Here is a 24,123-nt window from a genome sequence, read left to right as displayed (position 1 = left end):
GGCGGGGAGAAGGCAGCCTTCGAACGGATCATCACCGGCATGCGATGTGGGAAGAGATGTGGGTTCTGTGATGGGCCGTCAACAAGGTGGCGGACGAGAACTCTTCCGCTTGACGTACACGTGTCCGATCGTGAAGGTGAGGGGAGGTTGATCATGGGGGGGATGTGACACGTGGGCAAGAAGCTGCCCGATGATCTTGTCGAGGTCCTCGACCTGGTCGGTGTGCAGTGGCCGAACATCGACGAGGACGAGGTACGCGATACCGCCAAGGACTACCGCAATCTTGCCGAGGGCATACGGGACGTCATAGCCGAGGGCAACAAGGCCTGCTCGCACATAGTCGGCGGCCGCAGCAAGGGCAAGACGGTCGACGCGCTGGACCGCCGCTGGGGCAAGCTCACCACCAAGGACCTGTCCACTTTCGCCAAGGCGCTGGATGACCTGGGTGACGCCCTCGACGACTGCGCCGGCCTCATCGAGGGCTGCAAAGTCGCCTGCATCGCCGAACTCACGGCCACCGCCGCCAGCGCGACCGCCGGCATCATCGGCATGTTCTTCACCGCCGGACTCAGCGGCCTCCTCAGTGCCGCCGCGATCGCCGCCTGCCGCGTCGCCCTGCACGAGGCCATCGACTACGCGGTCGAGCGGATCACCGCGATCGTCACGGACCGGATCGAGACCAAGATCCTCGCCAAGATCGAGGACGTCTTCACCGACCGCCTCGACGCCGACGATGAAGACCTCTCCCGCTACACAGCCGGCGGCTCGGACATGGCCCAGGACCTGGTCATCGAATTCGACGAGTTCGACCGTGCCACCGGCGACTACGGGACGACCCGCGAGAACTTCGACAAGAAGAAGGGCGCCCACAAGACCGGCGGAGCCAAACGCCGCTCCTCCGTCAAGAAGGACAGCCGCTTCCACAAGCTCGCCACCGTCATGGACAAGTGCGAGGACGCCGTCGACAAGAAGGCCGACGAGACGGTCGACGTGCTGGAGAAGCACGGTGGGGCGATCGACAAGGGCAAGAAGGAACACAAGGAGCGGGACGAGAAGACCAAGAAGGACATCGACGCGTGCGACAGCGGCAATGTGCCGATGTACCTGCTCAACGCCGACGGATCCGTACAGCAGTTGATGCCGGACGGCACCGTGAGCAGCGTCTCAAAAACAGATAAATCTGGCATATGGAACATACTCGAGACGGATGGCACCATATGGCGCGCTCCCAAGCGGAATAACCCGTATCCGATACCCAAGGGACGCAAAGGTCCAAAGGTAAGTTCCACGAAAATCAGCCCAGGCAGCACCCCCCTGTCGCACGCCACGGAGGTAGCCCGCTTCGCCAAGAAGGACTACGGCGGTACCAACTTTGCAGCTGCCGAGTACCTACCCACCGGCAGCAAGAAACCCATCATCCTCGTAGGCGACAGTGAAGGCCCACACTCCGAGCGCCTTATAGGGTATCCGGTCCTTCGACACGGCGAAGCGCATAGAATAAACAAGATATACACTGAGAGAGAACCGTGCCAACTGTCCCCGAAGTGCGATCAATGGCTTGATGAGTACTTTAAATCCAAGAATCCCAAACTGGAGGTAGAGTATGCCAACAAATATGACCAGACAGACAGAAGTGGCGGTAGGGACAAGGAGCACCGCGACTACATGAGGGACCTGGAACGCGCACACAAGAAACAAGGGCACCCTTAGCAGGAGTCACGGAATTGTTGATCAACATCACCCCACGCCAGGTAGTCGACAGCTTCGGCCTTACCTGCGTCACGTACTTCCCTCGCTCTGCCGGCAGTCACATGCAGAGCGAGGCGGCGCAATTCCTGTCAGATGTCGGCCTGCCTGAGAGTTCGTTCTTCTCCTGCCGCTTCGACCTCGAGGACGACTCCCTGGAAAGGATCGACGACAGGCCGACGCTGAAGGCCGCGTTCGAGGCAGACGGTGCCGAATGCCCGCCCGAATCCGAAGGGTGGGAGATCCTGGGAGTCTTCAACTACGCAACGATCGCCATTGACCCGAGCGACGGGCGGATCTACTCCTTCCCCGAAGGGGAAGAGAATTATACCGCCATGCACGCGGACCTTTCCTCACTCGTTCATTCCCTCATCGCTCTGGAACAGGGAAAGAGAGAGTACAAGGGGCTCCCGGTGGACGAAGAAGGTGAACGCGCTCGTGTCGTGGACCGTATCAGACAGCAGATCTCCGAGGTTGACGAAACTCCTTTCGCCGATGAAGACAGCGAATGGAGCAGACTCTTCGAGGAAATCGGCTTTGGAATGTGGGGCTGATCGGGAGACCGGCGGCGACAGTGGATCTCTTCTAGACCTCACGGGCGGTTAGGCTGGCAGCCCCGGCGGCGGGCATGAAGAAGGCTCCTGAAGGACGGGCTCATGGCCAAAATCACCAGTCCGCCAGGAGCTTTCGTCTCGCGTGCTTGTCTACCCGTCCGGCATAGATCTGTCCAGCCGCACTCTGGGGCATCTCTCCGGTCTTCTCGCAGGTCACCGTCGTCGGATCGGTTCACGCTGGCGTCGCCTGGCCTGCGGCCGGCAGGCCCTGCTCGTCCTGGCCCGCCTGCGCTGCGGCAACACCTACGCTCGCCTTGCCGCGGGCTTCCGCTCGGATCGCCACGGCCTACCACTACATATGCGAGGTCGTCGACCTGCTGGCCACCCTCGCGCCCACGCTGGAGCAGGCCATAGCGACCGTCCGGAAAAAGGCGTACGTGATCCTCGACGGCACCGTGCTACCTATCGACCGCGTCGCCGCCGACCAGCCGTACCACTCCGGGAGAAGAAGCACCACGGGATGAACGGGCAAGTCCTCGCCGATGCCGCCGGACGCCTGATCTGGGCCTCGGACGCACTGCCGGGAGCCACGGCATACTCGCCGCCCTCGCCGCAGACGACATCAAGTGCCGGGCCGAAGGCGCACCAGAGCGCCGGCCCTGCGATCCGTTTCCCGATCCGTGGCAAGCACCTGCGCGGCTGGCGCCGACGCCACAATCGCGATCACGCCAAGATCCGCAGCCTCGGCGAATGCGCCATGGCCATCCTCGAGTCTTGGCGGCTCCTGCGGAAACTCCGCTGCAGCACCACCGGGATCACTGCCGCTGTCCCTGCCGTCGTTGCCCTCGAACTCGCCACCTGATCAAGATGGGAAGGGCTCCCTGCGCCGATGGCTGGCTGACACGGTAACGGTCCGCTCGCAGGGTGCTCGTAGGCTTGCATGCCATGACGACGCGGATAGCGGGGGATCAGGTGCTCACTCCGTGGACCCGCACGACCAGACACGCACCGTACGCGGTCCCCGAAGACCTGCCGCACCTGCAAGCCCTCGCCGACACCCAAGTCCACCCCTCGCACGCGCCGTACCAGCTCAACCTGACACTCCCGCCGGAACCGTTCATGGTTCTGGATCACTTTCCGTGCCGGGGCCACGGAGGGTCACCGAAACCGCGATCATGAACGGCTTCGCGCGGCGAGGAGGACGCGTTCGCGGAGCAGGTCGAAGTTGGCTCGGCCGAACATCTGCCGCTTCAGCAACTTGATCTTGTTGTTGTGGCCTTCGACGGCGCCGGAGCTGTAGCGGAGGCTGAGGCCGGCGACGACGGCGTCGAGGTCCTGGCCGAGGCCGGTGACGAAGGTGTGCAGGGCGGGCAGGTCATCGGCCTGGACGCCGGTGATCCACTGGTCGAGGTGTCTGCCCTGGCGGTCGTTCATCAACTCGGCGAATGCGCGGACGTGGTGGGCTGTGCGGTCCAAGGCGGGGCAGCGGGCCAGGATGTCCTTGAGCTGCTGGGCCTGGTCGTCGGTGAGGCGGTCGGGGTGGCGGGTGAGCCGGCCGGTCACGTCCCGCACGGACGGTGCTTTGCGGGGTGGGTCGTGAGGGAAGTTCTCGCGGAGCTTGGCCACGTACTTCTTCACGACGCTCTCACCGCCAGGGTAGCCACGCTCGCGGACTTCCTCGAACAGGCGGCGGGCGACGGTGCAGCCCTCGGCCCACCGCTGGTGGAGGTGGGGCTTGTAGGGGTCAAGGATGCCGGTGCGACCGGTCCACCGGCCGACCAGGAGCTCGTCCGGGTCCGCGGCGCCTGCGAAGCGGCGGACCGTGTTGCGGGCCAGATCGAGCCGGCGGGCGATCGCGCGCAGTCCGACGCCCTGGTCGAGGGGGGCGTGGACGGCCGCGTGCTGTTCCCGGACCCGGTCGGAGAGCCGGCCGGTTGTCCGCGGCCCGGTGGGAGGGGACGGTTCGAGGTTCGCGTTCACCATCTCTGTGGCGACCCTGGTGGCGGCGGGGTCGTGCGGTTCCCGCAGCAAAGCTCGATGCTGGACGACCGTCTTCTCGACGGCCTCGGCCAGGTTCGACCAGATGTGCCACCGGTCCGCGACGTGGGTGGCGTCCGGGGCGCCGAGCCGTCCGGCCTCGGCACGGGCCGTGGAGCGGTCTCTGCAGATCACCTCGACGCCGGGATGATCGGCGAGCCACCGGGCGACCGTCGACGTCGTCCGGTCCGGCAGCAGGCCGATGGGCTGATGGGTTTCGATGTCGATCAGGATCGTGCCGTAGTCGTGGCCCTTGCGGAGCGCGAAGTCGTCCACCCCGAGCACCCGCGGTGTCGAGGTCTGGGGCTCAGGCAGGCGGCGGATCAACCGCAGCAGCGTCGACCTGCTCACCCCGGCCGTCAGGACGTGGGACAAGCGGGCGCCGGGGCGGCCGGCCAGCATCACCGCCACGTGCTCCAGCACCCTCTGCAGCCTGGCGCTGCGTCTGCCGTGCCGGACGGTCAGTCCGTCGACCTGCTCGGCGAACGCCGCCTGGCTGCAAGGACTTTGACCGCAGCAAAAGCGCCGCACCTGTAACCCGATCAGTACTGGGCGGCCACCGACCGCGTTGTCGGCGAGCCGACGTACGTATCGGCTGTGCACCCGGGACGACTGTGTCCCGCACGCCGGACACACGACCCGCTCCGCCGCCGCGCGGGCTCGCACGGCCACCAACTCGCCGTCAGGAACGACGTCTTCAATCATGACACCTTCGACCTGGTGGAGCCACAGGTCCTGGAGGAGGACATCACCCACAGCCGTTCGTGATCGCGGTTTCGGTGACCCTCCGTGGCCCCGGCACGGAAAGTGATCCAGAACCGCCGTCGGTGCGCCGGCCGAGGGGAGGGCGATCGGCGGGGTGGCCGCGGTGCCACCGGCCGGGGCGGGGGCGAGGGTGGCCGACGGGAGGATCACCGACGGGTTCACGGCCGCCGCCCACCACCGGGCTCCTCAGGCAGGGCTGTTCACGTCGGCCGCGGAGGACGGCGGTACGGCCTGACGGCGCGTCCGTCGAGCGGCCGGCGACCGCCGTCCGTCGTTTTGGAGCCGGACACCTTTGATCAATAAGATCCGCCGATGATCACAAGAACACGGCTGGCGGTGGGCGCCTGCGCCCTGCTCGCCGCACTGACGGCCGGGATCGCCCTGCCGGCCGGTGCTGCCGCCGGTGAACCCACGGGCGAGGACGCGCCGAAGGTCGACCTCGTGCTCGACGTCAGCGGGTCGATGCGCACCCGGGACATCGACGGCGGCACGCGGATGGCCGCGGCGAAGCAGGCGTTCAACGAGGTGCTCGACGCGACGCCCGAGGAGGTGCAACTGGGCATCCGGACACTGGGCGCCGACTACCCCGGTGACGACCGCAAGACGGGCTGCAAGGACACCGCGCAGCTCTACCCGGTGGGCCCGCTGAACCGCACCGAGGCCAAGACGGCGGTGGCGACCCTGTCGCCCACCGGCTGGACGCCGATCGGCCCCGCGCTGCTCAAAGCGGCCGACGACCTCGACGGCGGGAACGGTTCCAAGCGGATCGTGCTGATCAGCGACGGCGAGGACACCTGCGCCCCGCTCGACCCGTGCGAGGTGGCCCGCGAGATCGCCGCCAAGGGCATCGGGCTGACCATCGACACCCTCGGCCTGGTCCCCAACACCAAGATGCGCCAGCAGCTCAGCTGCATCGCCGAGGCCACCGGCGGCACCTACACGTCCGTGGAGCACACCGACGAACTCACCGACAAGGTGAACCAGTTGGTGGACCGCGCGGCCGACCCGGTGGTGACGCCGGTCGCCGTCGACGGCGCGGACGCGTGCGCGAAGGCGCCGACGCTGAAGTCGGGCCTGTACACCGACCGCGAGGAGTTCGGCAAGCAGCGCTGGTACCGGGTGGACGTGGAGCCGGGCCACGAGCTGCGCGCCTCCGTCAGCGTCTCCGCCGACCGGGCCGTGAACCCGTCCTACAGCGTGCTGCTGCGGGCGGTCACGGTGCACGGCCGGGAGATCGTGCGCGGCGAGGCGGCGGACAACGGCCGTACGGACGTGGTCTCGACCGGTCTGCGCTACCCGAAGGCGGAGAGCGACGAGGAGGACGCCCCGGCCGAGACCGTGTGCCTCCAGGTCACCAACTCCTTCTCCGTCGCGCCCGGCGTGAAGACCACCCCCGGTCTGCCGCTGGAGCTGACGGTCGACATCGTGGACGGCCCGAACCAGGCCGACGACGTGGCCGCGTTCGGTCTCGGCCGCGGCTGGTGGCTGCTGGGCGTGCTGGTGCTCGTCGGTTTCCTCGCCGGCCTGCTGTGGGGCTGGCTGTCGCGCTGGCGGTTCGCGGTCTGGAGGACCAACTGATGCGTATCACCCGAGCGTTGAGCACCGCCGTACTGCTGCTCGGCCTCGCCGCGGCCCCCGCGGCGGCCGACTCCTCGCCGTCGGCGAGCCCGTCCCAAAAGGGCGGTGCGCCGACCGCGGCGGGCACGTCCTTCCGTACGGCGACGGAGATCGAGCAGGGACAGCGGGCCACCGCGAACGCCTCCGCGGGCGACTACCTGTACTGGTCGTTCCCCGCGGACGCCGAACAGCGGCCGACCGTGAAGACCACGGTGAAGCTGCCCGAGACGCACGCCGCCCAGACCTGGCGGATCGACGTGTACGACGGCCTGCGCCGCCGACAGGCCTGCCAGTGGGGCGCCCAGACCCGCACGGCGGCCCCGGGCACGCCCTCCGTGGAGCTGACGTGCGTGCTGCGCACGGTCCGCGCCTGGTCCGAGCCGTGGGCCAACGACCCGCTGCCGGGCACGTACTACGTCCGGCTGACGGCGGTGAACCTGCCGACGTCCGACCTCGGCGTGCCGGTCGGCGCCGAGATCCAGGTCGACTCCAAGGACATGGGCGGAGCGGCCGCCGTCGACGGCTCGCTGGCCGAGCCGCTGGTGCCGGGCATCGCGATGAAGTCCGGCAAGGACGAGGGCGGTTCGGACTCGGACCGCGACGCCGTGCTGTCCGCGATCGAGCCCGAGGACGGCTGGTCGTCGGGCTGGTGGTCCGACCGGTGGGTGTGGACCGGGATCGGCGCGGTGCTGGCCGCGCTGGCGGGCATCGGCGGATACGCGCTGACACGCGGCTCCGGACGCCCGTCACGGGTGCCGCCGGGCGCCTGAGCCCCGGTGCGTCCCGGCCGGGAGGCCCGTCCCTACCTGGGGATTCCAGGGGGGAGCGGGCCTCCCGCCGTTTCAGGCGGCCTCGCCGAGCGCCTTGGCCGCCGTGCCGTCGCCGGTCACCTCGACACGCCCGTCCCGCACCGCGTCCCGCAGATCCAACTCCCCCCGACTGAGGGCCGCGCAGGTGCCGGCGTCCAGTACCAGCCGGGCGTCGGGCTCTCCGGGCGCGGGACCGTCGCCGTACACCGGGCCGTCCTCCGCACCGGCGAACAGGTGGAAATCGCCCTCCTCCAGCCGGACTTCGACGACCCCCTCCGCCGCGCCCGCCGCCCGCAGGGCCCGCAGCAGGGGCAGCGCGAACCAGTGCGCCCGCACCGCGTCCGTGGGCCGCCGCTCCCCCAGCTCCCCGGCACCCCACGCCCCCAGCGCCTCCAGCACCGGCAGCAACGCGCGCCCGCGCCCGGTGAGTTCGTAGACGTACGCCGCTCCGGGCGGCGGCAGCCGGCGCCGGGTCGTCAGCCCCTCACGCTCCATGTCCTTCAGCCGCGAGGCCAGGACGTCCGTGCTGACGCCGGGCAGGTCGGCGTGCAGGTCGGTGTAGCGCCGCGGTCCGGCGAGGAGCTCCCGGACGATCAGCAGGGTCCAGCGGTCGCCGACGGCGTCGAGCGCGCGGGCGGCGGAACAGTACTGGTCGTAGCTTCGGCGAGGTGACATGCGACGCAGTCTAGACAGGTTGTTGGACTTTCCAAGCTCCCACTTGGTAAAACCAAGCAACACCAGTTGGCGGAGGGGAAGCGGCGCATGGAGTTCCGGCAGTCGAACAAGCTCAGCGAGGTCTGTTACGAGATCCGCGGCCCGGTGATCGAGCAGGCCGACGCGCTGGAGGCGGCGGGGCACAGTGTGCTGCGCCTGAACACCGGCAACCCGGCCGCCTTCGGTTTCGAGGCGCCGGAGGAGATCCTCCAGGACATGATCCGGATGCTGCCGCAGGCGCACGGCTACACCGACTCGCGCGGCGTCCTCTCCGCCCGCCGCGCCGTCGCCCAGCGCTACCAGGCCCTCGGCCTGGAGGTCGGCGTGGACGACGTCTTCCTCGGCAACGGCGTCTCCGAGCTGGTCTCCATGGCCGTACAGGCCCTGCTGGAGGACCGCGACGAGGTCCTGATCCCCGCCCCCGACTTCCCCCTGTGGACGGCGGTGACGACCCTCGCCGGCGGCAAGGCGGTCCACTACCTCTGCGACGAGCAGGCGGAGTGGTACCCCGACCTGGCCGACATGGAGTCGAAGATCACCGACCGCACCAAGGCGGTCGTCATCATCAACCCGAACAACCCCACCGGCGCGGTGTACCCGAAGGAGGTCATCGAGGGCATCCTCGACCTCGCCCGCCGCCACGGCCTGATGGTCTTCGCCGACGAGATCTACGACCAGATCCTGTACGACGACGCCGTCCACCACGCGGCCGCGTCCCTCGCCCCCGACCTCGTCGTCCTCACCTTCTGCGGCCTGTCCAAGACGTACCGGGTGGCGGGCTTCCGCTCCGGCTGGCTGGTCGTCACGGGCCCCAAGCAGCACGCGCGCGACTATCTGGAGGGCCTGACCATGCTGGCCTCCATGCGCCTGTGCGCCAACGCGCCCGCCCAGTACGCCATCCAGGCCGCGCTCGGCGGCCGCCAGTCCATCCGCGAACTGACCGCCCCGGGCGGCCGGCTGCGCGAACAGCGCGACGTGGCCTGGGAGAAGCTGAACGAGATCCCCGGCGTCTCCTGCGTCAAACCCAAGGGCGCGCTGTACGCCTTCCCGCGCATCGACCCGAAGGTCCACCGGATCCACGACGACGAGAAGTTCGTCCTCGACCTGCTCCTGCGCGAGAAGATCCAGGTCGTCCAGGGCACCGGCTTCAACTGGCCCTCCCCCGACCACTTCCGCATCCTGACCCTCCCGTACGCGGACGACCTGGAGGCGGCGATCGGCCGGATCGGCCGGTTCCTGAGCGGGTACCGGCAGTGACCGCCGCGTTCAGTGCCAAGGAGGGCCGAGTCGTCCCCTGAGGGCGATCTCGCACCACACAGTCTCGGCATACGGGTCTCTCCACGTCATCCCAGTGGTCAGCCAACGCCTCGACGAGCAGCAGGCCGCGACCGGACTCCCCGCCGACGCGCTTCATGCCTCCTTCGAACGTATTGGTGGGCCGATGGCATGAGTGGCTCAGCACCAGGAACTATGTCGTTTTCACAGGTGCCACTTCCCCCTATTAGAGTCTCGCCAGAAACACGAGTTCGATTGCCGCGAAGACGTACGAGGCAACCACGCACAGGTCAACGGGGGCTGCAGGCATGGGGTACACGATCCCGGATTGGCTGGACGAGGTCCTGGACTTCATCGGGATCAAGTTTCCGAACGTCGACGAGGACGATTACCGCGACATGGCTGAAGCCATGCGGGACTTCGCGGAGACGTTCGAAGGTCATGGAGGTGACGCCCACAAGGTGGTCTCCCGGATCCTGTCCTCCTCCGAGGGCTGGACCGTCGGCGCGCTGGAGAAGCACTGGTCCCATGTGAAGTCCGGCCACCTGGAGAAACTGCCGGAACTGGCACGGCTGTTCGCCGACGCCTGCGACGTCCTCGCAGACATCGTCTTCGGCATGAAGAGGAAGGCCGAGGCCGAACTCGCCATCATGGCCGGGTCGGTGGGGCTGTCCCTCGGTCTTTCCTTCATGACCGGCGGTCTGTCCGCGGTGCTCGGCGCGGCCGAGATCGCGGCGATGCGCCAAGTGGCCAAGCGGATCATCGACGAGGCCGTCGACCGGATCGTCGAGGAGGTTTTGACCAAGGTCACCGAGCCGGTCAACGCGAAGCTGGAGGCGATGGTCGAGGACATGGCCCTCGACCTGGCCGAGGGGGCGTTCTCGCTGCCGCCCGAAGAGGGAGGCGGTGACGGTGCCGGGGGCATGGCGGACACAGTGGGATGCAGCTCGCCTCGGCCGGCGGTGGTTCCGGCAGCAGCGGGACCGACGGCCCCCAGAAGGCCACGCGGATCGACCACTTCGAGTTCGAGGACGGCGCGGGCAGGGTCTCGCGGCACGGCGGTGAGCTGCACTTGGCCGCCTCGTCGCCGCTGTCGCGAGCCAGGGAGGCATTCGGGCGGAGCAAGGGCCGCGATCCGTTCACTGAGGCGTTCGACAGTGTGCTGCACGGCGCGCTCAAGGGCTCGGAGAAGGCGTTCGGCAGGATAACCAAGCATGTCACCGAGACCGTGCCGGACCGGGTGAAAGCCGCTTCCCGGTTGCACAAGCACACTGACATCGACGTCGGCAACCGGGCCAGGAACGTCCGCGTCAGCGCGGGTGACACCGAAGGCGGTTCGGAGCGCGGCGGCACTCTCACATCCGGACGCAAACCGGACGCGGGGCTGAAGATCGACTCGACGGAGCTGTCCCGTCAGGCCCGTGCGTTGGAGGGCAAGGAGACGTGCGGCGACCCGATCGACATGGCCAGCGGCCAAATGATCCTCGCGCAGACCGATGTGGACCTGCCCGGCGTCCTGCCGTTGACGCTGCGCCGCACCCATCTGTCCGGCTACACCGCAGGGCGTTCCTTCGGGCCGTCGTGGGCCTCGTCACTCGACGAACGCATCGAGAGAGACGACGCGTTGGGCGGCTTCTGGTGGTATCGGCAGGACGGCTCGGCCCTCGCCTACCCCCGTCTTCCCGACCTGCCCGGTGACCGGGTCGCCCCTGCCGAAGGTATGCGGCTGCCGCTCACCTATGTGACACGGGGCAGCAGCTACGCCCTGACGGTGCAGGATCCCCACAGCGGACTCGTACGTCACTTCGAGCCTGCGACGTCGCATGACGGTGTGTGGTGGCTGGTCGGTGTCGAGGACCGCAACGGCAACGCCGTCACCGTGGAACGCGACGAACACGACGTGCCGCTCACCGTCGCCCACAGCGGCGGCTACCGGGTCCGGGTCGATTCCGTACGGGGCCGCGTCACCGGGTTGTCGGTGCAGGCCGGGGACGAGCCGGTGCGAGTACGTTCCTTTCGTTACGACGAGGCCGACGACCTGACCGAGATACGCAACGCGGTCGGCGCCGCGACGCGCTTCGCATATGACGATGCCCACCGCATTACCGGCTGGCAGGACTCCAACGGTACCGAGTTCTCCTACACGTATGACGCCTACAGTCGGGTGATCGAGACCCACGGGACCGACGGCATCCTCAACTCCCGGGTGACGTACGGCGACCCGCAGGACGACGGCACCAGCACCGTCACCTACACCGACTCCATCGGTCATGCCACGGTCTACCGCGCCAACCGCCACGGCCAGGTCATCGCGATCACCGACCCACTCGGCCACACCACCACCCAGCAGTGGGACCGCAACGACCACCTGGTGTCCCACACCGACGCGCTCGGGCGCACCATCCGCTGGGAATGGGACAAGGCCGGTGACCTGGTCTCCGTCACCGCCCCCGACGGGACCGTCACCCGCATCACCTACAACGCCCTGCATCTGCCGGTCTCCCTCACTGGGCCGGACGGCGCCCGGACCCGTCAGGAGTACGACGCGCGAGGCAACCGCACCGCGGTCATCGGCCCGGACGGCGCCGTCTACCGCTTCACCCACCACTCCACCGGCGCTTTGGCGAGCATCACCGACCCGCTCGGAGCGGTTCTTCGTCTGGAAGCCGACACAGCCGGGCTCCCAGTAGGTGTGGAGGACGCCCGCGGCGCCCGCACCGTGTGCCGTCGGGACTCCTTCGGCCGACCCGTCGAACTGACCGACGCACTGGGCCGGAGCAGCCGACTCGAATGGGACGCCGAGGGCAGGCTCCGCGCGCGTATCGCCGCTGACGGCCGCCGCGAGATGTGGGAATGGGACGGCGAAGGCAACTGCGTCCGCCACACCGACCTGCTCGGTGGTGTCACCAGCTGCACGTTCGGGCCGTTCGATCTGTTGTCCTCGCGGACGACGCCGGACGGCCACACGCACGTCTTCGTCCATGACACGGAGCAGCGCCTCGTCCAGGTCGTCAACCCGGGCGGACTCGCGTGGACTTACGAATTCGATCCCGTCGGCAGGGTGATCGCCGAGACCGACTTCGACGGCCGCACCAGCCGGTGCTCCTACGACGCCGCCGGGCAGCTCGTCACACGGACCAACGCGGCCGGGGAGGAGGTCGGTTTCCAGTTCGACGTGAACGGCCGGCTCGTCGCCAAGACTGTGGGGTCCACGCGCATCTCATTCTCCTACGACGCCGCGTCCCGCCTGACAGCGGCCGAAAGCCCGCAGCGCTCCCTGGAGTTCTCCTACGACGTGGCGGGGCGCCTGCTGTCCCAGACCGTTGACGGAGCCACCCTTCGCCTCGGCCACGACCCGGCCGGCCGGCGGATCTCGCGCACCACACCCACCGGCGCCCGGACCGAGCTGGGCTGGGACGAGGTGGGCAACCGCACCGCCCTCACCGTCGACGGCCGGCACATCCTGACCTTCGGCCACGACTTCCTCGGCCGCGAGACCGAACGCGTCGTCAGCGGGAGCCTTCGCCTCACATCGGACTGGGACGCGGTGGGCCGGCTCACTCACCAGAGCCTCACCGCCCGGCCGGGCCACCGGATCCGCGCCCGTACTTATGCCTACCGGGCCGACAGCCATCTCACCGCCGTCCGCGAAGAAGTCACCGGAAGCGGCACCACCTACACTCTCGATCCGGTCGGCCGGCCGCTGCGCGCCACAGGTCCCGCCGGACCGGAGACGTACGCCTACGACGCCTCGGGCAACCAGCTCGCCGCCGACTGGCCGGACCGCGCCGCCGATCCCGCCGCCCGCGGCGAACGTGACTACACCGGCACCCGCGTCCTGCGCGCCGGAAACACCCACTACCGCTACGACGATGCCGGACGCCTGGTCGAGCGCGTCAAGAAGCGGCTGTCCCGCAAGCCCGATGTGTGGCGCTACGCATGGGACGCCGAGAACCGCCTCCTCTCCTGCACCACACCGGACGGTGCCGCCTGGCACTACCGGTACGACCCGCTGGGCCGACGCACCGCCAAGTACCGCCTGGACGAGTTCGGGTCCGTCGTCGACGAGACTCGCTTCACCTGGGACGGCACCCGTTTGGCCGAGCAGACGACGACCGCCACCGGCACCACGCTCACCTGGGAACACGACGGCTTCCGGCCGCTGGTCCAGTACGAGCGCAAGCCGCTGTCCGACCGGGAGGTCGACTCCCGCTTCTTCGCCATCGTCTCCGACCTGGTCGGCACCCCCACCGAACTCGTCGACGAGGCCGGGACGGTCGCCTGGCACACCCGCACGACGGTCTGGGGCACCACAGCCGTCAACCCGGACGCCACCGCCCACACCCCACTGCGCCACCCCGGCCAGTACGCCGACCCCGAGACCGGCCTCCACTACAACTACTTCCGGTACTACGACCCGGAGACCGCCCGGTACGTCAGCCCCGACCCGCTGGGGCTGGCGCCCGCACCCAATCCTGTCGCCTATGTCCACAACCCCTTGGACCTCTACGACCCCGTCGGCCTCGCTCCATGCCGCAAGGAGCACTACGAGTGGACCCAGGGCAGCAACGGACGGGGCGGCAGCATCCGGTACAAGCCGCTGGATCACCTCGGCCGCCCGACCGGCGTCTCCGCCTGCATCCGCCCGGAGATGCTGAAGTCGGGCACCCCGGCGGGAGGGACCACACCACCTGGCTGGCGCGGCCATGGGACCGCGTTCAACGAGGCCCGCGGTCATCTCCTCGCCGACCGCCTCGGCGGCGCGGGCAAGAAGCACAACGCCAAGCACAACCTGGTGACCCAGACCCAGGACCCCACCAATTCCCCGTACCAGCGTGACCTCGTCGAGGGCGAGATCTACAAGGCCGTGAAGAAGAGGGGAGAAATCGTCCAGTACGACATCACTCCGATCTACGAGGGGAACAACCCCATCCCCATCCGTCTCGAATATTCGGCTTACGGTAACCAGGGATTCGAGCTGACCGGCTGGCTCGACAATCCCGCCGCTGGAGTACGCACCGCCATACCCGGCTGGAGCCCCTGAACAAGTAAAGTCCACACCCAGTCCCCGGCCCCGCATCCCCGCCCGAACCGCCAACCGAGTCCTGGGAGCCTTGGCTCATGCCACGTACCACCCCACCCCGCCCCACCGATGTCGAAGCGGTCTTTCCCGAGTTGGCCGCTATGCGCCGGACCGCAACCCGACTGCACCCGCGGCGTGGAACTCCCACGATGCATGACAGTTCTGTCGGGGGTCCGTTCCTGTGGCCGTCTACCGAGCCTTGGCCCGTCTGCACGATTCCGCATAAGCGAGGCAGCGGTTACCGCTACTCCGACGTGCTGCGCGAGCGGGAGATTCTGGAACATGCCTGGCGGCGCGATCCACGATCCGGGCCGAACGCCGAGGAGCGCGAGGAATTGGCCGGGTTCAAGCGAGGCCGACACGCGCCGCACCTCACCGACACGGACCCCATTCCCCTGCTTGCCGTGGCCCAGCTATATCGCCGTGACGTCCCCGGCCTGCCCGATGCAGGGACGGGCGATCTGCTCCAGGTGTTCTGGTGCGGCTTCGAACGGCATGGTCACACTCGCCATGAACCGTATGTGCACCTGCGATGGCGGTGGGCCGAGGACGTCGACACACCGTTGGCCGAAAACCCGGCCCCTGAGGTCGTCGGCCGCGAAGAACTCGTCCCTAACCCTTGCGTGCTCCACCCCGAGGAGATCGTCGAGCATCCTTACCTGATGGCCCTGGACCCCAACCTGCAGGACCGCATCATGGCGTGGGCAGGTCCTGACGACGAAGGCGACCGATACATCTCCGACTTGTCCACGGCTCCCGGCTGGAAGGTCGGCGGATACATCGCCTGGAACCTCACTGGTCCGCGACCGCTGATCTGCTCCGACTGCGGAGCGGAACTCGCCCCGCTTCTGACGGCTGACGAACGTGAGTGGGATCCCAGTACCACCAGTTGGATTCCCATGGAGGATCAGCACGACACAGACACCATGTGGGCCAACGGTCCCACCGAGGTCTCCCCGGGCCGCGGCCGGCTGACCGTCGCCGTCTGCCCCCGCGACCCGCACCACCCGCTCGGCCTCGTCAGCCAGTGACACCTGCGGCGACGAAGCTCGCGGTGAACGCTGGGAGTCCCGGCCTACGCCCCGTACCGCCCGGACACCTCCGCGATGACGACCACCGCGCCGGTCCCCGACCCGGTCCCCCGGGCCGGTTCACCCTCCCCCACGCCCCCGGCCCGGGCGCGGGCGCGGGCGCGAGTCTTGAGAGATCAGCGTTGTCTGGAAGGCCGTGGCGGGTGTCGTCAACGCTTGTCCGCCGTGTGCTCCACCACGACCCCTCCCAGCCCTCGGGCCGCTTCCCGCCCCGTGGCGGAGTCGCAGAAACGGATCGTCCAGTTACCGGCGGTGACGAGGTGGCGGGATACGTGGTCGTCGCTGAGAAGCAGCCGGATGTAGTCATCGCGGGCTGAGGCACTGGCGTGGAGCCTCAGCCCGGCGTCGCGTCCGTCACCTGATGCGCCACAGGGACGAGTCGTGGCCGCCTTCGTGCTGCACAGCAGTTCGGCCGATGGCTTCTTCCGCCGAGCGCAGCCGACGGACGCGTCCAGGGCGTCGGCGAGGGCGTCGGCATTCCCGTACCTGGGCGTCTCGGGGATCGAGGGCAGATGGTACAGGGGAGGGAGGACGACCGCGTCGACGGCCTCGGCGATCCTCTGGGAGTAGGCGGGTGTGCCGTTCGGCAGGACGCGGATGAACCAGTTTCCGGCCGCCACAACGGTGTTGCCGCTGGTGCGCCAGCCGGCGATCGAGTCCCCGACCTCGTTCCGGCTGAACTTCCCGGGGTCCAGCACCTGGATCTCGTTCTCCACCCACGCTCCGTCGATCCGGGCCCTGCAGTCCAGGCCGCCGGCTCTGCGTCGTAGCACTGCGCAGTCGACGCCTCCCCGCCCGAGCGCCATGACCACGTCGTCCGCCGTCCGGTACCGAGGTGCCCTGGGGACGTTGTCAGGCATGGGTGTGAGCTGCTCGTGGCGTGGAGCGTCGAAGGCGGCGCATGCGGTGAGCAGTACTGCCAGGAGGCACACGAGCAAGGGCCGCACGGTCCTGTTCACGGTGGGGCCCGGAGGAACGCCGCGCGGTGACAGTCGCGTACTTCGTGTTGTGTGACTACTCATCAATGTAGTACTCCTTATACATGAGCGAGCAGGTGCACAACAGGCTGGCGGTGGTGAGGGCTGAGCGCAAGGTGTCACGGCAGGCCCTCGCCGAGGCGGTGGGGGTCCATTACCAAACCATCGGCTACATCGAGCGGGGGCAGTACAACCCCAGCCTCGACCTGGCGTTGAAGATCGCCAGGTTCTGCGAACTGCCGGTGGAGGCGCTGTTCTCCCTCGAGCCGTTCCGGCCGCTCACCGACGAGGTCTACGGGAGGAAGCAGTGACGACCGCGACGAAGTACGACCGGCGGATGTACGCCATCATGAACGACCGGGCGGCGGCACCGATGTACGCGACGGCCACGCGCAGGCGGGCCGTCATCGGCGCCCATCTCCTGCTCACCGCGGCCGGCTTCGCCGCCTGGGCCGTCACGCTCTTCAGCGATGCGCGCTGGCCGCTGTTCGCCGTGCTGGCCGTGCTGCCCCTTTGGGTGGTGGCCACCGGCGTCATCAACGGAGCCACCCGCGGACTGCTCGAACTGCGCGGCCGGATGCTGGACGAGCGTCAGCTCGCCGAGCGGGACCGCGTCCACGGCATCGCCCACCGGATCACCGGGGTGCTCCTGCTGCTGGCGGCGGTCGGCGCGGGCGCGGCCGGACGGTTCGGGGACGTGCGGTTCGACGGCCTGGTCGTACCGGTGCTGTTCGCCGCCCTCACCGTGCACTGGCTGATGCCGCTCTGGGTGGCCGGCCTGCGGATCCAGGACGACCCCGCCGAAAACTGACGCTCCTCACGGGTGGGGGCCGCCCGCGTACCACTGGACCGTGGTGAGGGTGTCGGCCTCGGAGACGGGCTCGTCGTTCCTCCCGCTGGTCCTCGGGCCGCACAGGGGGCGACGGCCGGCTGGGGCGCCGGTCGGATCGCCGTCCCCGGACGCGCACCGGTCAAGCGCCGACAGGTGATCCGCTCTCACGCGCAAGCAACTTGCGGAGTGACGCGGACTGCCGGCGGCACGTACGCGATCCCGTTCTCCAGTCCCTGCGCCGGGAGGAAGGGGGCATCCTCCCCCCGCGTCCGCGTCCTCGTCGCGGCATCGCGTCGCCCTCGTGCTCCGCATCGGCGTGCGGTCGGCGGGAATACCCGGCAGGACTCGCCGAGTTGGTGATCTCCGTACTCGAACACCGGCTTGGGGGAAAGACATGACGCAGCGCGTGCACGGAACGGTGGCCGACGGGTTCGAAGGGGTCCGGGAGGAGTTCGCCGCGTTTCTCGGCGGCGAACGGGACGACCCCGGCGCCCAGTTGGCCGTGTACCACCACGGGCGCCGGGTGGTGGACCTGTGGGCCGGGGACGGGGTCGACGGGGACTCGGTGACCACCCTGTTCTCCCTCACCAAGGGCGCCGCGCATCTGGTCGTGGCGCTGCTGGTGCAGGACGGGGTGCTCGACCTCGACCGGGAAGTGGCGTACTACTGGCCCGAGTTCGCGGCCGAGGGCAAGGGCCGGATCACGCTGCGCGAGCTGATCACGCACCGGGCGGGGCTCGTCGGCGTGGACGGCGGGTTCAGCGCCGGGGAGCTGGCCGACGACCGTGCGATGGCCGCGCGGCTGGCGGGGCAGAAGCCGTGGTGGGAGCCGGGGGCGGGGTACGGCTACCACGCGTTCGTGATCGGCGCGCTCACCGGGGAGGTGGTGCGGCGGGCGACCGGACGGTCCATCGCGGAGCTGTACGAGGAGCGGGTGCGCGCGCCGTACGGCCTGGACTTCTACGTGGGCTTCCCGGAGGAGCTGGAGCCGCGCTGGCGGGAGGTGCTGCCCCTGGTGCCCACGCCGGAGGAGGCGGAGGCGCTGGCGGCGCGGGCGGCGGCGCCCGACAGCCTGCGGGGCGTCGCCTTCAACGCCCACGCCCCGCAGACCACCGACCTGGTCGACTTCGCCAACACCCGGACGGTGCGGGCGCTCGGTCCCACGTCCTCCGGCGGGGTGGGCAACGCGCGGGGTGTGGCCGGCATGTACGCGGCCGCGATCGGCACGGTCGACGGCAGGGGGCCGCTGCTCACCTCCGCGACGATCGCCGAGTTCGCCGGGCTGCGCACCCCCGGCCCGGACCTCGTGACGGGGCAGGAGAATCACTTCGGCCTCGGGTTCGAGTACCTCGCCGAGCAGTACCCGTTCCTCGGGGAGCACTCCTTCGGGCACAGCGGGGCCGCGGGGTCGTTCGCCTTCGCGGACCCGGCGAGCGGGGTGGCGTACGCCTACACGCGACGCCGCTTCGCGTTCCCGTCGAGTCAGGGCGAGTCCCCGGAGAACCGCCGTTTGGCCGAGTCGGTCGTACGGGCCGCGGCAGACGCGTGACGCCGTGCCGGTGAGCCGGGCGGGCATCGCGGTCTCAGGCGTGCCGGCCGGGCGGGGGGGCGCCGTACGGCCGGCCCCGCCGAGCAGCCGTAGCCTGGGGGTATGGGTGATCTTTTTCTGGTCCGGCACGGTGAGACCGAGTGGTCGCGGTCCGGGCGGCACACCGGGCTGACGGACGTCCCGCTGACCGAGAACGGGCGGGAGCAGGCACGGAGCCTGGTGCCGTTGATCCGGTCGCACCGGATCGGGGCCGCGTTCGTCAGCCCGTCGCAGCGGGCGCGGGAGACGGCCGAGCTGATCGGTCTGCACGCGCCCCGCGTCGATCCCGACCTGCACGAGTGGGACTACGGGGCGTACGAGGGCATCACGACGGTCGAGATCCACCGGACCCGGCCCGACTGGTTCCTGTTCACGGACGGCGTCCCGCCGGGGCCGCCCGAGCACCCCGGGGAGACGCCGGAGCAGGTCGGCGAGCGGGCCGACCGGGTGCTGGCCCGGGCGGAGGCCGCGTTCGCCGACACCGAGGGGTGCGTGGTGCTGGTGGCGCACGGACACTTCCTGCGGGTGCTCACCGCACGGCACCTGGGGCTTCCGCCGTCGCACGGGGCGCTGTTCCAGCTGGGGACAGGGACGCTGTGCCGACTGGGCACCGAGCACGGGCGGCCGGTGATCGCCGCGTGGAATGTCAGACCCACGTCGTAGTCTTCGAAGGTGTCGACCGGTGAGGGGCCGGTGAGGAAGGGGGACGCCGTGACACGGCCGCCGACCGCCGCGCAGCGGCGTGTCATCGACGCCGCCGATCCCGTCACCGGACGGTTGCGGGGGACTCAGGCGCAGCTCGCGGCGCTGGTGAAGCGGGGGCTCGCCTTCCGGCACCCACGGCCTCCGCACGACTGCTTCCTGACACCGGCCGGGCATCGGATACGGGAGGCTCCCGCCGGGACGGAGACGGACCAGGCTCCGGAGCCTGCGGCGCCCGCCACCGCCGACGGCGTGTTCGCCGCTCGGGTCGGTGGTGAGGAGGTCGGGCCGGGTGATGCCGGGCCCGCGCGGCTGCGGGAGGTGCGCGGGGCCTGGGAGGGGCTGCTGGAGCTGCGCCGGATGACCCATCCGGACGGGGCCGTGGACCGGCCGTGCGGGTGGGAGCGGGCGCATCTCGTGCGGGCCGCCGCGCTCGCGCTGGAGGCCGCCGGGCACCGTCCCGCGGGTCCGGACGGCGACGACGGGTACCGGGTGCGGGCGACGCCGCAGCCGGAGGCCGTCGCCGTGTACGAGGCCGACGACACGGCGCGGGCGGCCTGCGCGGCGACGCTGGAGGCGGCGGGCTGGCAGGTCGGGGAGCACACCGAGCCGCGTACGCGGGTCCGTTACCTGTTGGCCTCCCCCCGCAAGGTGTGAGCCGCGGTCGTGTCAGGATCGGCCGGTCAGTACGTCCACGAGGAGAGGCAGTAGCGGTGAGCGAGCCGTTTTCCGTGCCCGTGACGGTGCGCGGGTACGAGACCGATACGCAGGGGCACCTGAACCAGGCCGTGTACCTCAACTACGCCGAGCACGCCCGTTGGTCGCTGCTCCAGGCGGCCGGTGTCCGGCAGGCCGACCTGGTGGCCCGGGGTGTCGGGCCCGTGTCCCTGGAGACGACGATCCGCTTCCGGCGGGAGCTGCTCGCCGGTGACGAGGTCGAGGTGACGTGCGCCTTCGAGTGGGGTGAGGGGAAGACGTTCCGGATCCTGCAGACCGTCCGCAAGGCCGACGGCACCGTGGCGGCCGAGATCGAGGCGGTCGGCGGGCTCATGGACCTGCGGGAGCGCAGGCTGGTGGCCGATCCGCGGCAGCGGTTCAAGGAACTGGCGGCGGAGCCGGAGCTGTTCGGGCTGTAGCGAGCGCCCCCGCTGGCCTGCCTCCCCTTCCGGCCCGCCCGGCACGGACAAGTGCGGGCCGGCGCCTGTTCTCCGGGCGCCGGCCCGCCGTAATGCCCCGGGTGCCCCGGGTCCCGTCGTCACTGTGCGACGGCGGTGCGGGACGTTTCGCTGATCTCCTCCCCCGCCTCCATCGGGTGGGTCACGTCCTCGGCGTCCCGGCTCTTGCCGCCGATGTGGTTGAAGACCAGGTTGAGCAGGACGGCGGCCACACAGCCCGTCGAGATGCCCGAGTCCAGGATGATCTTCGCGTTCTCCGGGAAGGCGTGGTAGAACTCCGGCGCCGCGATCGGGATGATGCCGACGGCCAGGGAGACCGCCACGATCAGGACGTTGTTGTCCTTGTCCAGGCTCGCCCGGACCAGGGTCTGGATGCCGCTCGCCGCGACCGAGCCGAACAGGACGACGCCGGCGCCGCCGAGCACCGGGCGGGGGACGACGGCGATCAGCGAGGCGGCCATCGGGCACAGGCCCATCAGGACCAGGAAGCCGCCGCCCGCGGCCACGACGAAGCGGCTGCGGATCTTCGTCATCGCGACGAGGCCGATGTTCTGTGCGAAGGCGCTGCACATGAAGCCGTTGAAGACCGGGCTGAGTGCCGAGCCGAGGGTGTCGGCGCGCAGGCCGGCCGCGATGGTCTTCTCGTCGGCCGGGCGGTCCACGATCTCGCCCAGGGCGAGCATGTCGGCGGTGGACTCGGTCATCGAGACCACCATCACCACGCACATCGACAGGATCGCGGCGACCTGGAACTGCGGGGCGCCGAAGTGGAACGGCGTCGGGAAGCCGACGACGTTCGCGTCGGCGACCGGGCCGAAGTCCGTGACGCCGAAGGGGATCGCGATGAGCGTGCCCGCGATCAGGCCGAGCAGCACCGCGATCTGCTTCACGAAACCGCGGGTGAAGCGGCGCAGCAGCAGGACGATGACGAGCGTGATCCCCGCCAGGCCCAGGTTGGTCGCCGATCCGAAGTCGTCGGCCGTGGGACTGGGGCCCTGGGCCCAGCCGAAGGCGACCGGGAGCAGGGAGATGCCGATGAGGGTGATCACCGTGCCGGTGACGACCGGCGGGAAGAAGCGGATCGCCTTGCAGAAGACGGGTGCGGCCAGGAAGCCGAGCAGGCCGGCGACGATGACCGCGCCGAAGATGATCGGCAGGGCGTCGGACTTGTCCTCGGTGGAGGCGACGACGGCGGTCATGGGGGCGACACCGGCGAAGGTGACGCCGTTGACGAAGGGGAGGCGGGCTCCGATCTTCCAGATGCCGAGGGTCTGCAGGAAGGTGGCGAGGCCCGCGGTGAACAGGCAGGCCCCGGTGAGGAAGGTCAGCTCGGTGGCGCTCAGGCCGATGGCCGCACCGACGATCAGGGGCGGGGCGACGACTCCGGCGTACATGGCGGCCACGTGCTGCAGGCCGGTCGTCGCCATCTTGAGCGGTGGAAGTTTTTCGTCAACAGGGTGGTCGGCCACGGCGGCGTTCCTCCGGTCGGGTACACGTCGACTCTGACGTGGGTGTCAGTGGAGGTGGTGCGGGTGGTCGTGCGGGACCGGGACGGTCCGTTCGGGGAGAACGGCACCGTTCCGGGGGGCGCGCACGGATGCGCGCACCCCGGAGACGGCCACCGTGGACCCCGCTCGGGTCCACGGCTACCGGCCTGGGAGCCGTCCCTCCTGGCCGGAGATCATGTGGTGTTCGGTCGTACGGTGTTCAGCCCGGTACGGCGGTCAGCCCCGCGCGGCGATCCGCGCGAGCCGGCGTGCCTCGTCCCGCGTGGAGCGGGCGACGGCGTCCTCGTCGACGGTGAGCAGCCTGCCGTCCTCGACGATCTGCCGGCCGTTCACGAACGACGCCGTGACCGGGGCGGCGGCGCCGAGGACGAGGGCCGTCACCGGGTCGGCGATCGAGGAGTGGGCGAGGGTGTCCATCCGCCACAGCACCAGGTCGGCGAGCTTGCCCGCCTCCAGGGAGCCGGTCTCGGCGGCGCGGCCGAGGACCTGTGCGCCGCCGTGGGTGCCCAGGCGCAGCGCCGTGCGGGCGGTCAGCGCGGCCTCGCGGTGGGCACCGAGGCGGTTGATGAGCAGGGCGTTGCGCAGTTCGGTGTGGAGTTCGCCCGACTCGTTGGAGGCGGTGCCGTCGACGCCGAGGCCGACCGGGACGCCGGCGGCGAGCAGGTCGGGGACGCGGGCGATGCCGGCGGCGAGGCGGGCGTTGGAGGACGGGCAGTGCGCGACGCCGGTCCTCGTACGGGCGAAGGCGGCGACGTCCGCGTCGTTCATGTGGACGCAGTGCGCCATCCACACGTCCTCGCCGAGCCAGCCGGTGGACTCGAAGTAGTCGGTCGGGCCCATGCCGAACAGCTCGTGGCAGAACTTCTCCTCCTCCACGGTCTCCGAACCGTGGGTGTGCAGCCGCGCCCCGAGCCGGCGGGCCAGCTCGGCGCCCTGCCGCATCAGTTCGGTGGAGACGGAGAAGGGGGAGCAGGGGGCGACGGCGACCTGGGTCATCGCGTCGAAGGAGGCGTCGTGGTGTTCGCGGACGGTGGCCTCGGTGGCGGCGAGGGCGTCGTCCAGGCTCTCCACCGCGAAGTCCGGCGGCAGCCCGCCGTCCGACTCGCCGCGGTCCATGGAACCCCGGGCGAGGGTGAAGCGGACGCCCATCTCGCGGGCGGCGCGGATGATCGCGCCGGACAGGTCGCCGGAGCCCCGCGGGTGGACGTAGTGGTGGTCCGCGGCGGTGGTGACGCCGCCGCGGGCCATCATGGCGAGCGAGCCCTGTGCCGCGGCGTACACCATCGGCTCGTCGATGCGCGCCCAGGTCGGGTACAGGGCGACCAGCCAGTCGAACAGGTTGTGGTCGGTGGCCAGGCCGCGGGTGATCCACTGGTAGAAGTGGTGGTGGGTGTTGACCAGGCCGGGGGTGGCCAGGTGCCCGGTCGCGTCGATCCGGCGGACCACGTTCTCCAGGGCCTCGGGTGCCGCTCCCGCACCGACGGACTCGATCCGGTTGCCCGCGATCACCACGTGGCCCGAGGCGTACTCGGTGTCGTGCGCGTCCACGGTGGCGATCGCGCAGTTCTCGATGACCGTGCGCTCGGCCGGCGCTGCTGCTGCCATGCTGCTTCCTTGTCTGTCAGTGCGGCCCACGGGCGGGGAGTCGGG

Annotated in this window: 19 protein-coding genes and 1 pseudogene; 15 read left to right on the top strand and 5 right to left on the bottom strand. The window is 69.8% G+C overall.

Annotated elements, in window-relative coordinates; all coding sequences use genetic code 11:
- Window positions 1-171: 171 nt before the first annotated feature.
- From ACIRFH_RS23715 to ACIRFH_RS23705, 3 genes and pseudogenes are all read left to right on the top strand, one after another.
- Complete coding sequence (locus ACIRFH_RS23715) at window positions 172-1,710, top strand: nucleic acid/nucleotide deaminase domain-containing protein (protein WP_403524187.1); 1,539 nt, start codon at window positions 172-174, stop codon at window positions 1,708-1,710.
- Window positions 1,711-1,727: 17 nt separating this feature from the next.
- Entirely contained in the window at window positions 1,728-2,300 is a 573-nt protein-coding gene (locus ACIRFH_RS23710) for an SUKH-4 family immunity protein (protein ID WP_403524184.1), read from the top strand.
- Window positions 2,301-2,442: 142 nt separating this feature from the next.
- Window positions 2,443-3,162, top strand: a pseudogene (locus ACIRFH_RS23705) (transposase family protein).
- A gap of 311 nt (window positions 3,163-3,473) precedes the next feature.
- Here the strand turns inward: ACIRFH_RS23705 and ACIRFH_RS23700 are convergent.
- Window positions 3,474-5,042 carry an ISL3 family transposase gene (locus ACIRFH_RS23700; RefSeq protein WP_403524181.1) on the bottom strand — a complete coding sequence of 523 codons (1,569 nt, stop codon included), beginning with the start codon at window positions 5,040-5,042 and terminating at the stop codon, window positions 3,474-3,476.
- A 372-nt stretch (window positions 5,043-5,414) separates the two neighbouring features.
- On the opposite strand from ACIRFH_RS23700, the gene ACIRFH_RS23695 reads away from it, so the two are divergent.
- Together ACIRFH_RS23695 and ACIRFH_RS23690 are read left to right on the top strand one after the other, a co-directional pair.
- The gene (locus ACIRFH_RS23695) at window positions 5,415-6,680 is read left to right on the top strand and encodes a vWA domain-containing protein (protein ID WP_403524179.1); all 1,266 of its coding nucleotides are present in this window, start codon (window positions 5,415-5,417) and stop codon (window positions 6,678-6,680) included.
- Window positions 6,680-7,489 (top strand): hypothetical protein, encoded by an 810-nt coding sequence (locus ACIRFH_RS23690; RefSeq protein WP_403524176.1) that lies wholly within the window; start codon window positions 6,680-6,682, stop codon window positions 7,487-7,489. Before ACIRFH_RS23695 ends, ACIRFH_RS23690 begins: the two co-directional genes overlap by 1 nt.
- A gap of 72 nt (window positions 7,490-7,561) precedes the next feature.
- Here ACIRFH_RS23690 and ACIRFH_RS23685 read toward each other — a convergent pair whose 3' ends face one another.
- Complete coding sequence (locus ACIRFH_RS23685; RefSeq protein ID WP_403524173.1) at window positions 7,562-8,203, bottom strand: winged helix-turn-helix transcriptional regulator; 642 nt, start codon at window positions 8,201-8,203, stop codon at window positions 7,562-7,564.
- An 87-nt stretch (window positions 8,204-8,290) separates the two neighbouring features.
- Between ACIRFH_RS23685 and ACIRFH_RS23680 the strand changes: the two genes are divergently transcribed.
- The 4 genes from ACIRFH_RS23680 (at window position 8,291) to ACIRFH_RS23665 (ending at window position 15,631) form a co-directional block, all read left to right on the top strand.
- Window positions 8,291-9,499, top strand: coding sequence for a pyridoxal phosphate-dependent aminotransferase (locus ACIRFH_RS23680; RefSeq protein ID WP_403524170.1), 1,209 nt, complete (start codon window positions 8,291-8,293; stop codon window positions 9,497-9,499).
- Between the two features lie 326 nt (window positions 9,500-9,825).
- Window positions 9,826-10,725: a hypothetical protein gene (locus ACIRFH_RS23675; RefSeq protein WP_403524167.1), complete on the top strand. Its 900-nt coding sequence runs from the start codon at window positions 9,826-9,828 to the stop codon at window positions 10,723-10,725.
- A 50-nt stretch (window positions 10,726-10,775) separates the two neighbouring features.
- On the top strand, window positions 10,776-14,561 hold the full coding sequence (locus ACIRFH_RS23670) for an RHS repeat-associated core domain-containing protein (protein ID WP_403524164.1): 3,786 nt from the start codon (window positions 10,776-10,778) through the stop codon (window positions 14,559-14,561).
- 188 nt (window positions 14,562-14,749) lie between these two features.
- Window positions 14,750-15,631 (top strand): hypothetical protein, encoded by an 882-nt coding sequence (locus ACIRFH_RS23665; RefSeq protein ID WP_403524162.1) that lies wholly within the window; start codon window positions 14,750-14,752, stop codon window positions 15,629-15,631.
- A gap of 209 nt (window positions 15,632-15,840) precedes the next feature.
- Here ACIRFH_RS23665 and ACIRFH_RS23660 read toward each other — a convergent pair whose 3' ends face one another.
- The gene (locus ACIRFH_RS23660; RefSeq protein WP_403524159.1) at window positions 15,841-16,407 is read right to left on the bottom strand and encodes a hypothetical protein; all 567 of its coding nucleotides are present in this window, start codon (window positions 16,405-16,407) and stop codon (window positions 15,841-15,843) included.
- A gap of 326 nt (window positions 16,408-16,733) precedes the next feature.
- On the opposite strand from ACIRFH_RS23660, the gene ACIRFH_RS23655 reads away from it, so the two are divergent.
- From ACIRFH_RS23655 to ACIRFH_RS23630, 6 genes are all read left to right on the top strand, one after another.
- On the top strand, window positions 16,734-16,979 hold the full coding sequence (locus tag ACIRFH_RS23655) for a helix-turn-helix transcriptional regulator (protein WP_403524157.1): 246 nt from the start codon (window positions 16,734-16,736) through the stop codon (window positions 16,977-16,979).
- The gene (locus tag ACIRFH_RS23650; RefSeq protein ID WP_403524154.1) at window positions 16,976-17,479 is read left to right on the top strand and encodes a hypothetical protein; all 504 of its coding nucleotides are present in this window, start codon (window positions 16,976-16,978) and stop codon (window positions 17,477-17,479) included. Before ACIRFH_RS23655 ends, ACIRFH_RS23650 begins: the two co-directional genes overlap by 4 nt.
- A gap of 415 nt (window positions 17,480-17,894) precedes the next feature.
- Window positions 17,895-19,049, top strand: coding sequence for a serine hydrolase domain-containing protein (locus ACIRFH_RS23645; protein ID WP_403524151.1), 1,155 nt, complete (start codon window positions 17,895-17,897; stop codon window positions 19,047-19,049).
- A 102-nt stretch (window positions 19,050-19,151) separates the two neighbouring features.
- The gene (locus tag ACIRFH_RS23640; RefSeq protein ID WP_403524148.1) at window positions 19,152-19,751 is read left to right on the top strand and encodes a histidine phosphatase family protein; all 600 of its coding nucleotides are present in this window, start codon (window positions 19,152-19,154) and stop codon (window positions 19,749-19,751) included.
- A 48-nt stretch (window positions 19,752-19,799) separates the two neighbouring features.
- Window positions 19,800-20,447, top strand: coding sequence for a hypothetical protein (locus tag ACIRFH_RS23635; RefSeq protein WP_403524146.1), 648 nt, complete (start codon window positions 19,800-19,802; stop codon window positions 20,445-20,447).
- A 56-nt stretch (window positions 20,448-20,503) separates the two neighbouring features.
- A complete protein-coding gene (locus ACIRFH_RS23630; RefSeq protein WP_403524143.1) occupies window positions 20,504-20,926 on the top strand; it encodes an acyl-CoA thioesterase in 423 nt (140 codons plus the stop codon).
- A 119-nt stretch (window positions 20,927-21,045) separates the two neighbouring features.
- Here ACIRFH_RS23630 and ACIRFH_RS23625 read toward each other — a convergent pair whose 3' ends face one another.
- Together ACIRFH_RS23625 and ACIRFH_RS23620 are read right to left on the bottom strand one after the other, a co-directional pair.
- Window positions 21,046-22,434 carry a nucleobase:cation symporter-2 family protein gene (locus ACIRFH_RS23625; protein WP_403524140.1) on the bottom strand — a complete coding sequence of 463 codons (1,389 nt, stop codon included), beginning with the start codon at window positions 22,432-22,434 and terminating at the stop codon, window positions 21,046-21,048.
- 255 nt (window positions 22,435-22,689) lie between these two features.
- Entirely contained in the window at window positions 22,690-24,078 is a 1,389-nt protein-coding gene (locus tag ACIRFH_RS23620; RefSeq protein WP_403524137.1) for an 8-oxoguanine deaminase, read from the bottom strand.
- Window positions 24,079-24,123: the final 45 nt, after the last annotated feature.

Origin of the sequence: Streptomyces sp. NPDC093586 (genome assembly GCF_044764905.1) — a bacterium.
Classification (GTDB): Bacteria; Actinomycetota; Actinomycetes; order Streptomycetales; family Streptomycetaceae; genus Streptomyces.
The sequence above is the reverse complement of the archived record's forward strand: the minus strand, read 5'-3'. Positions and strand labels throughout refer to the sequence as shown.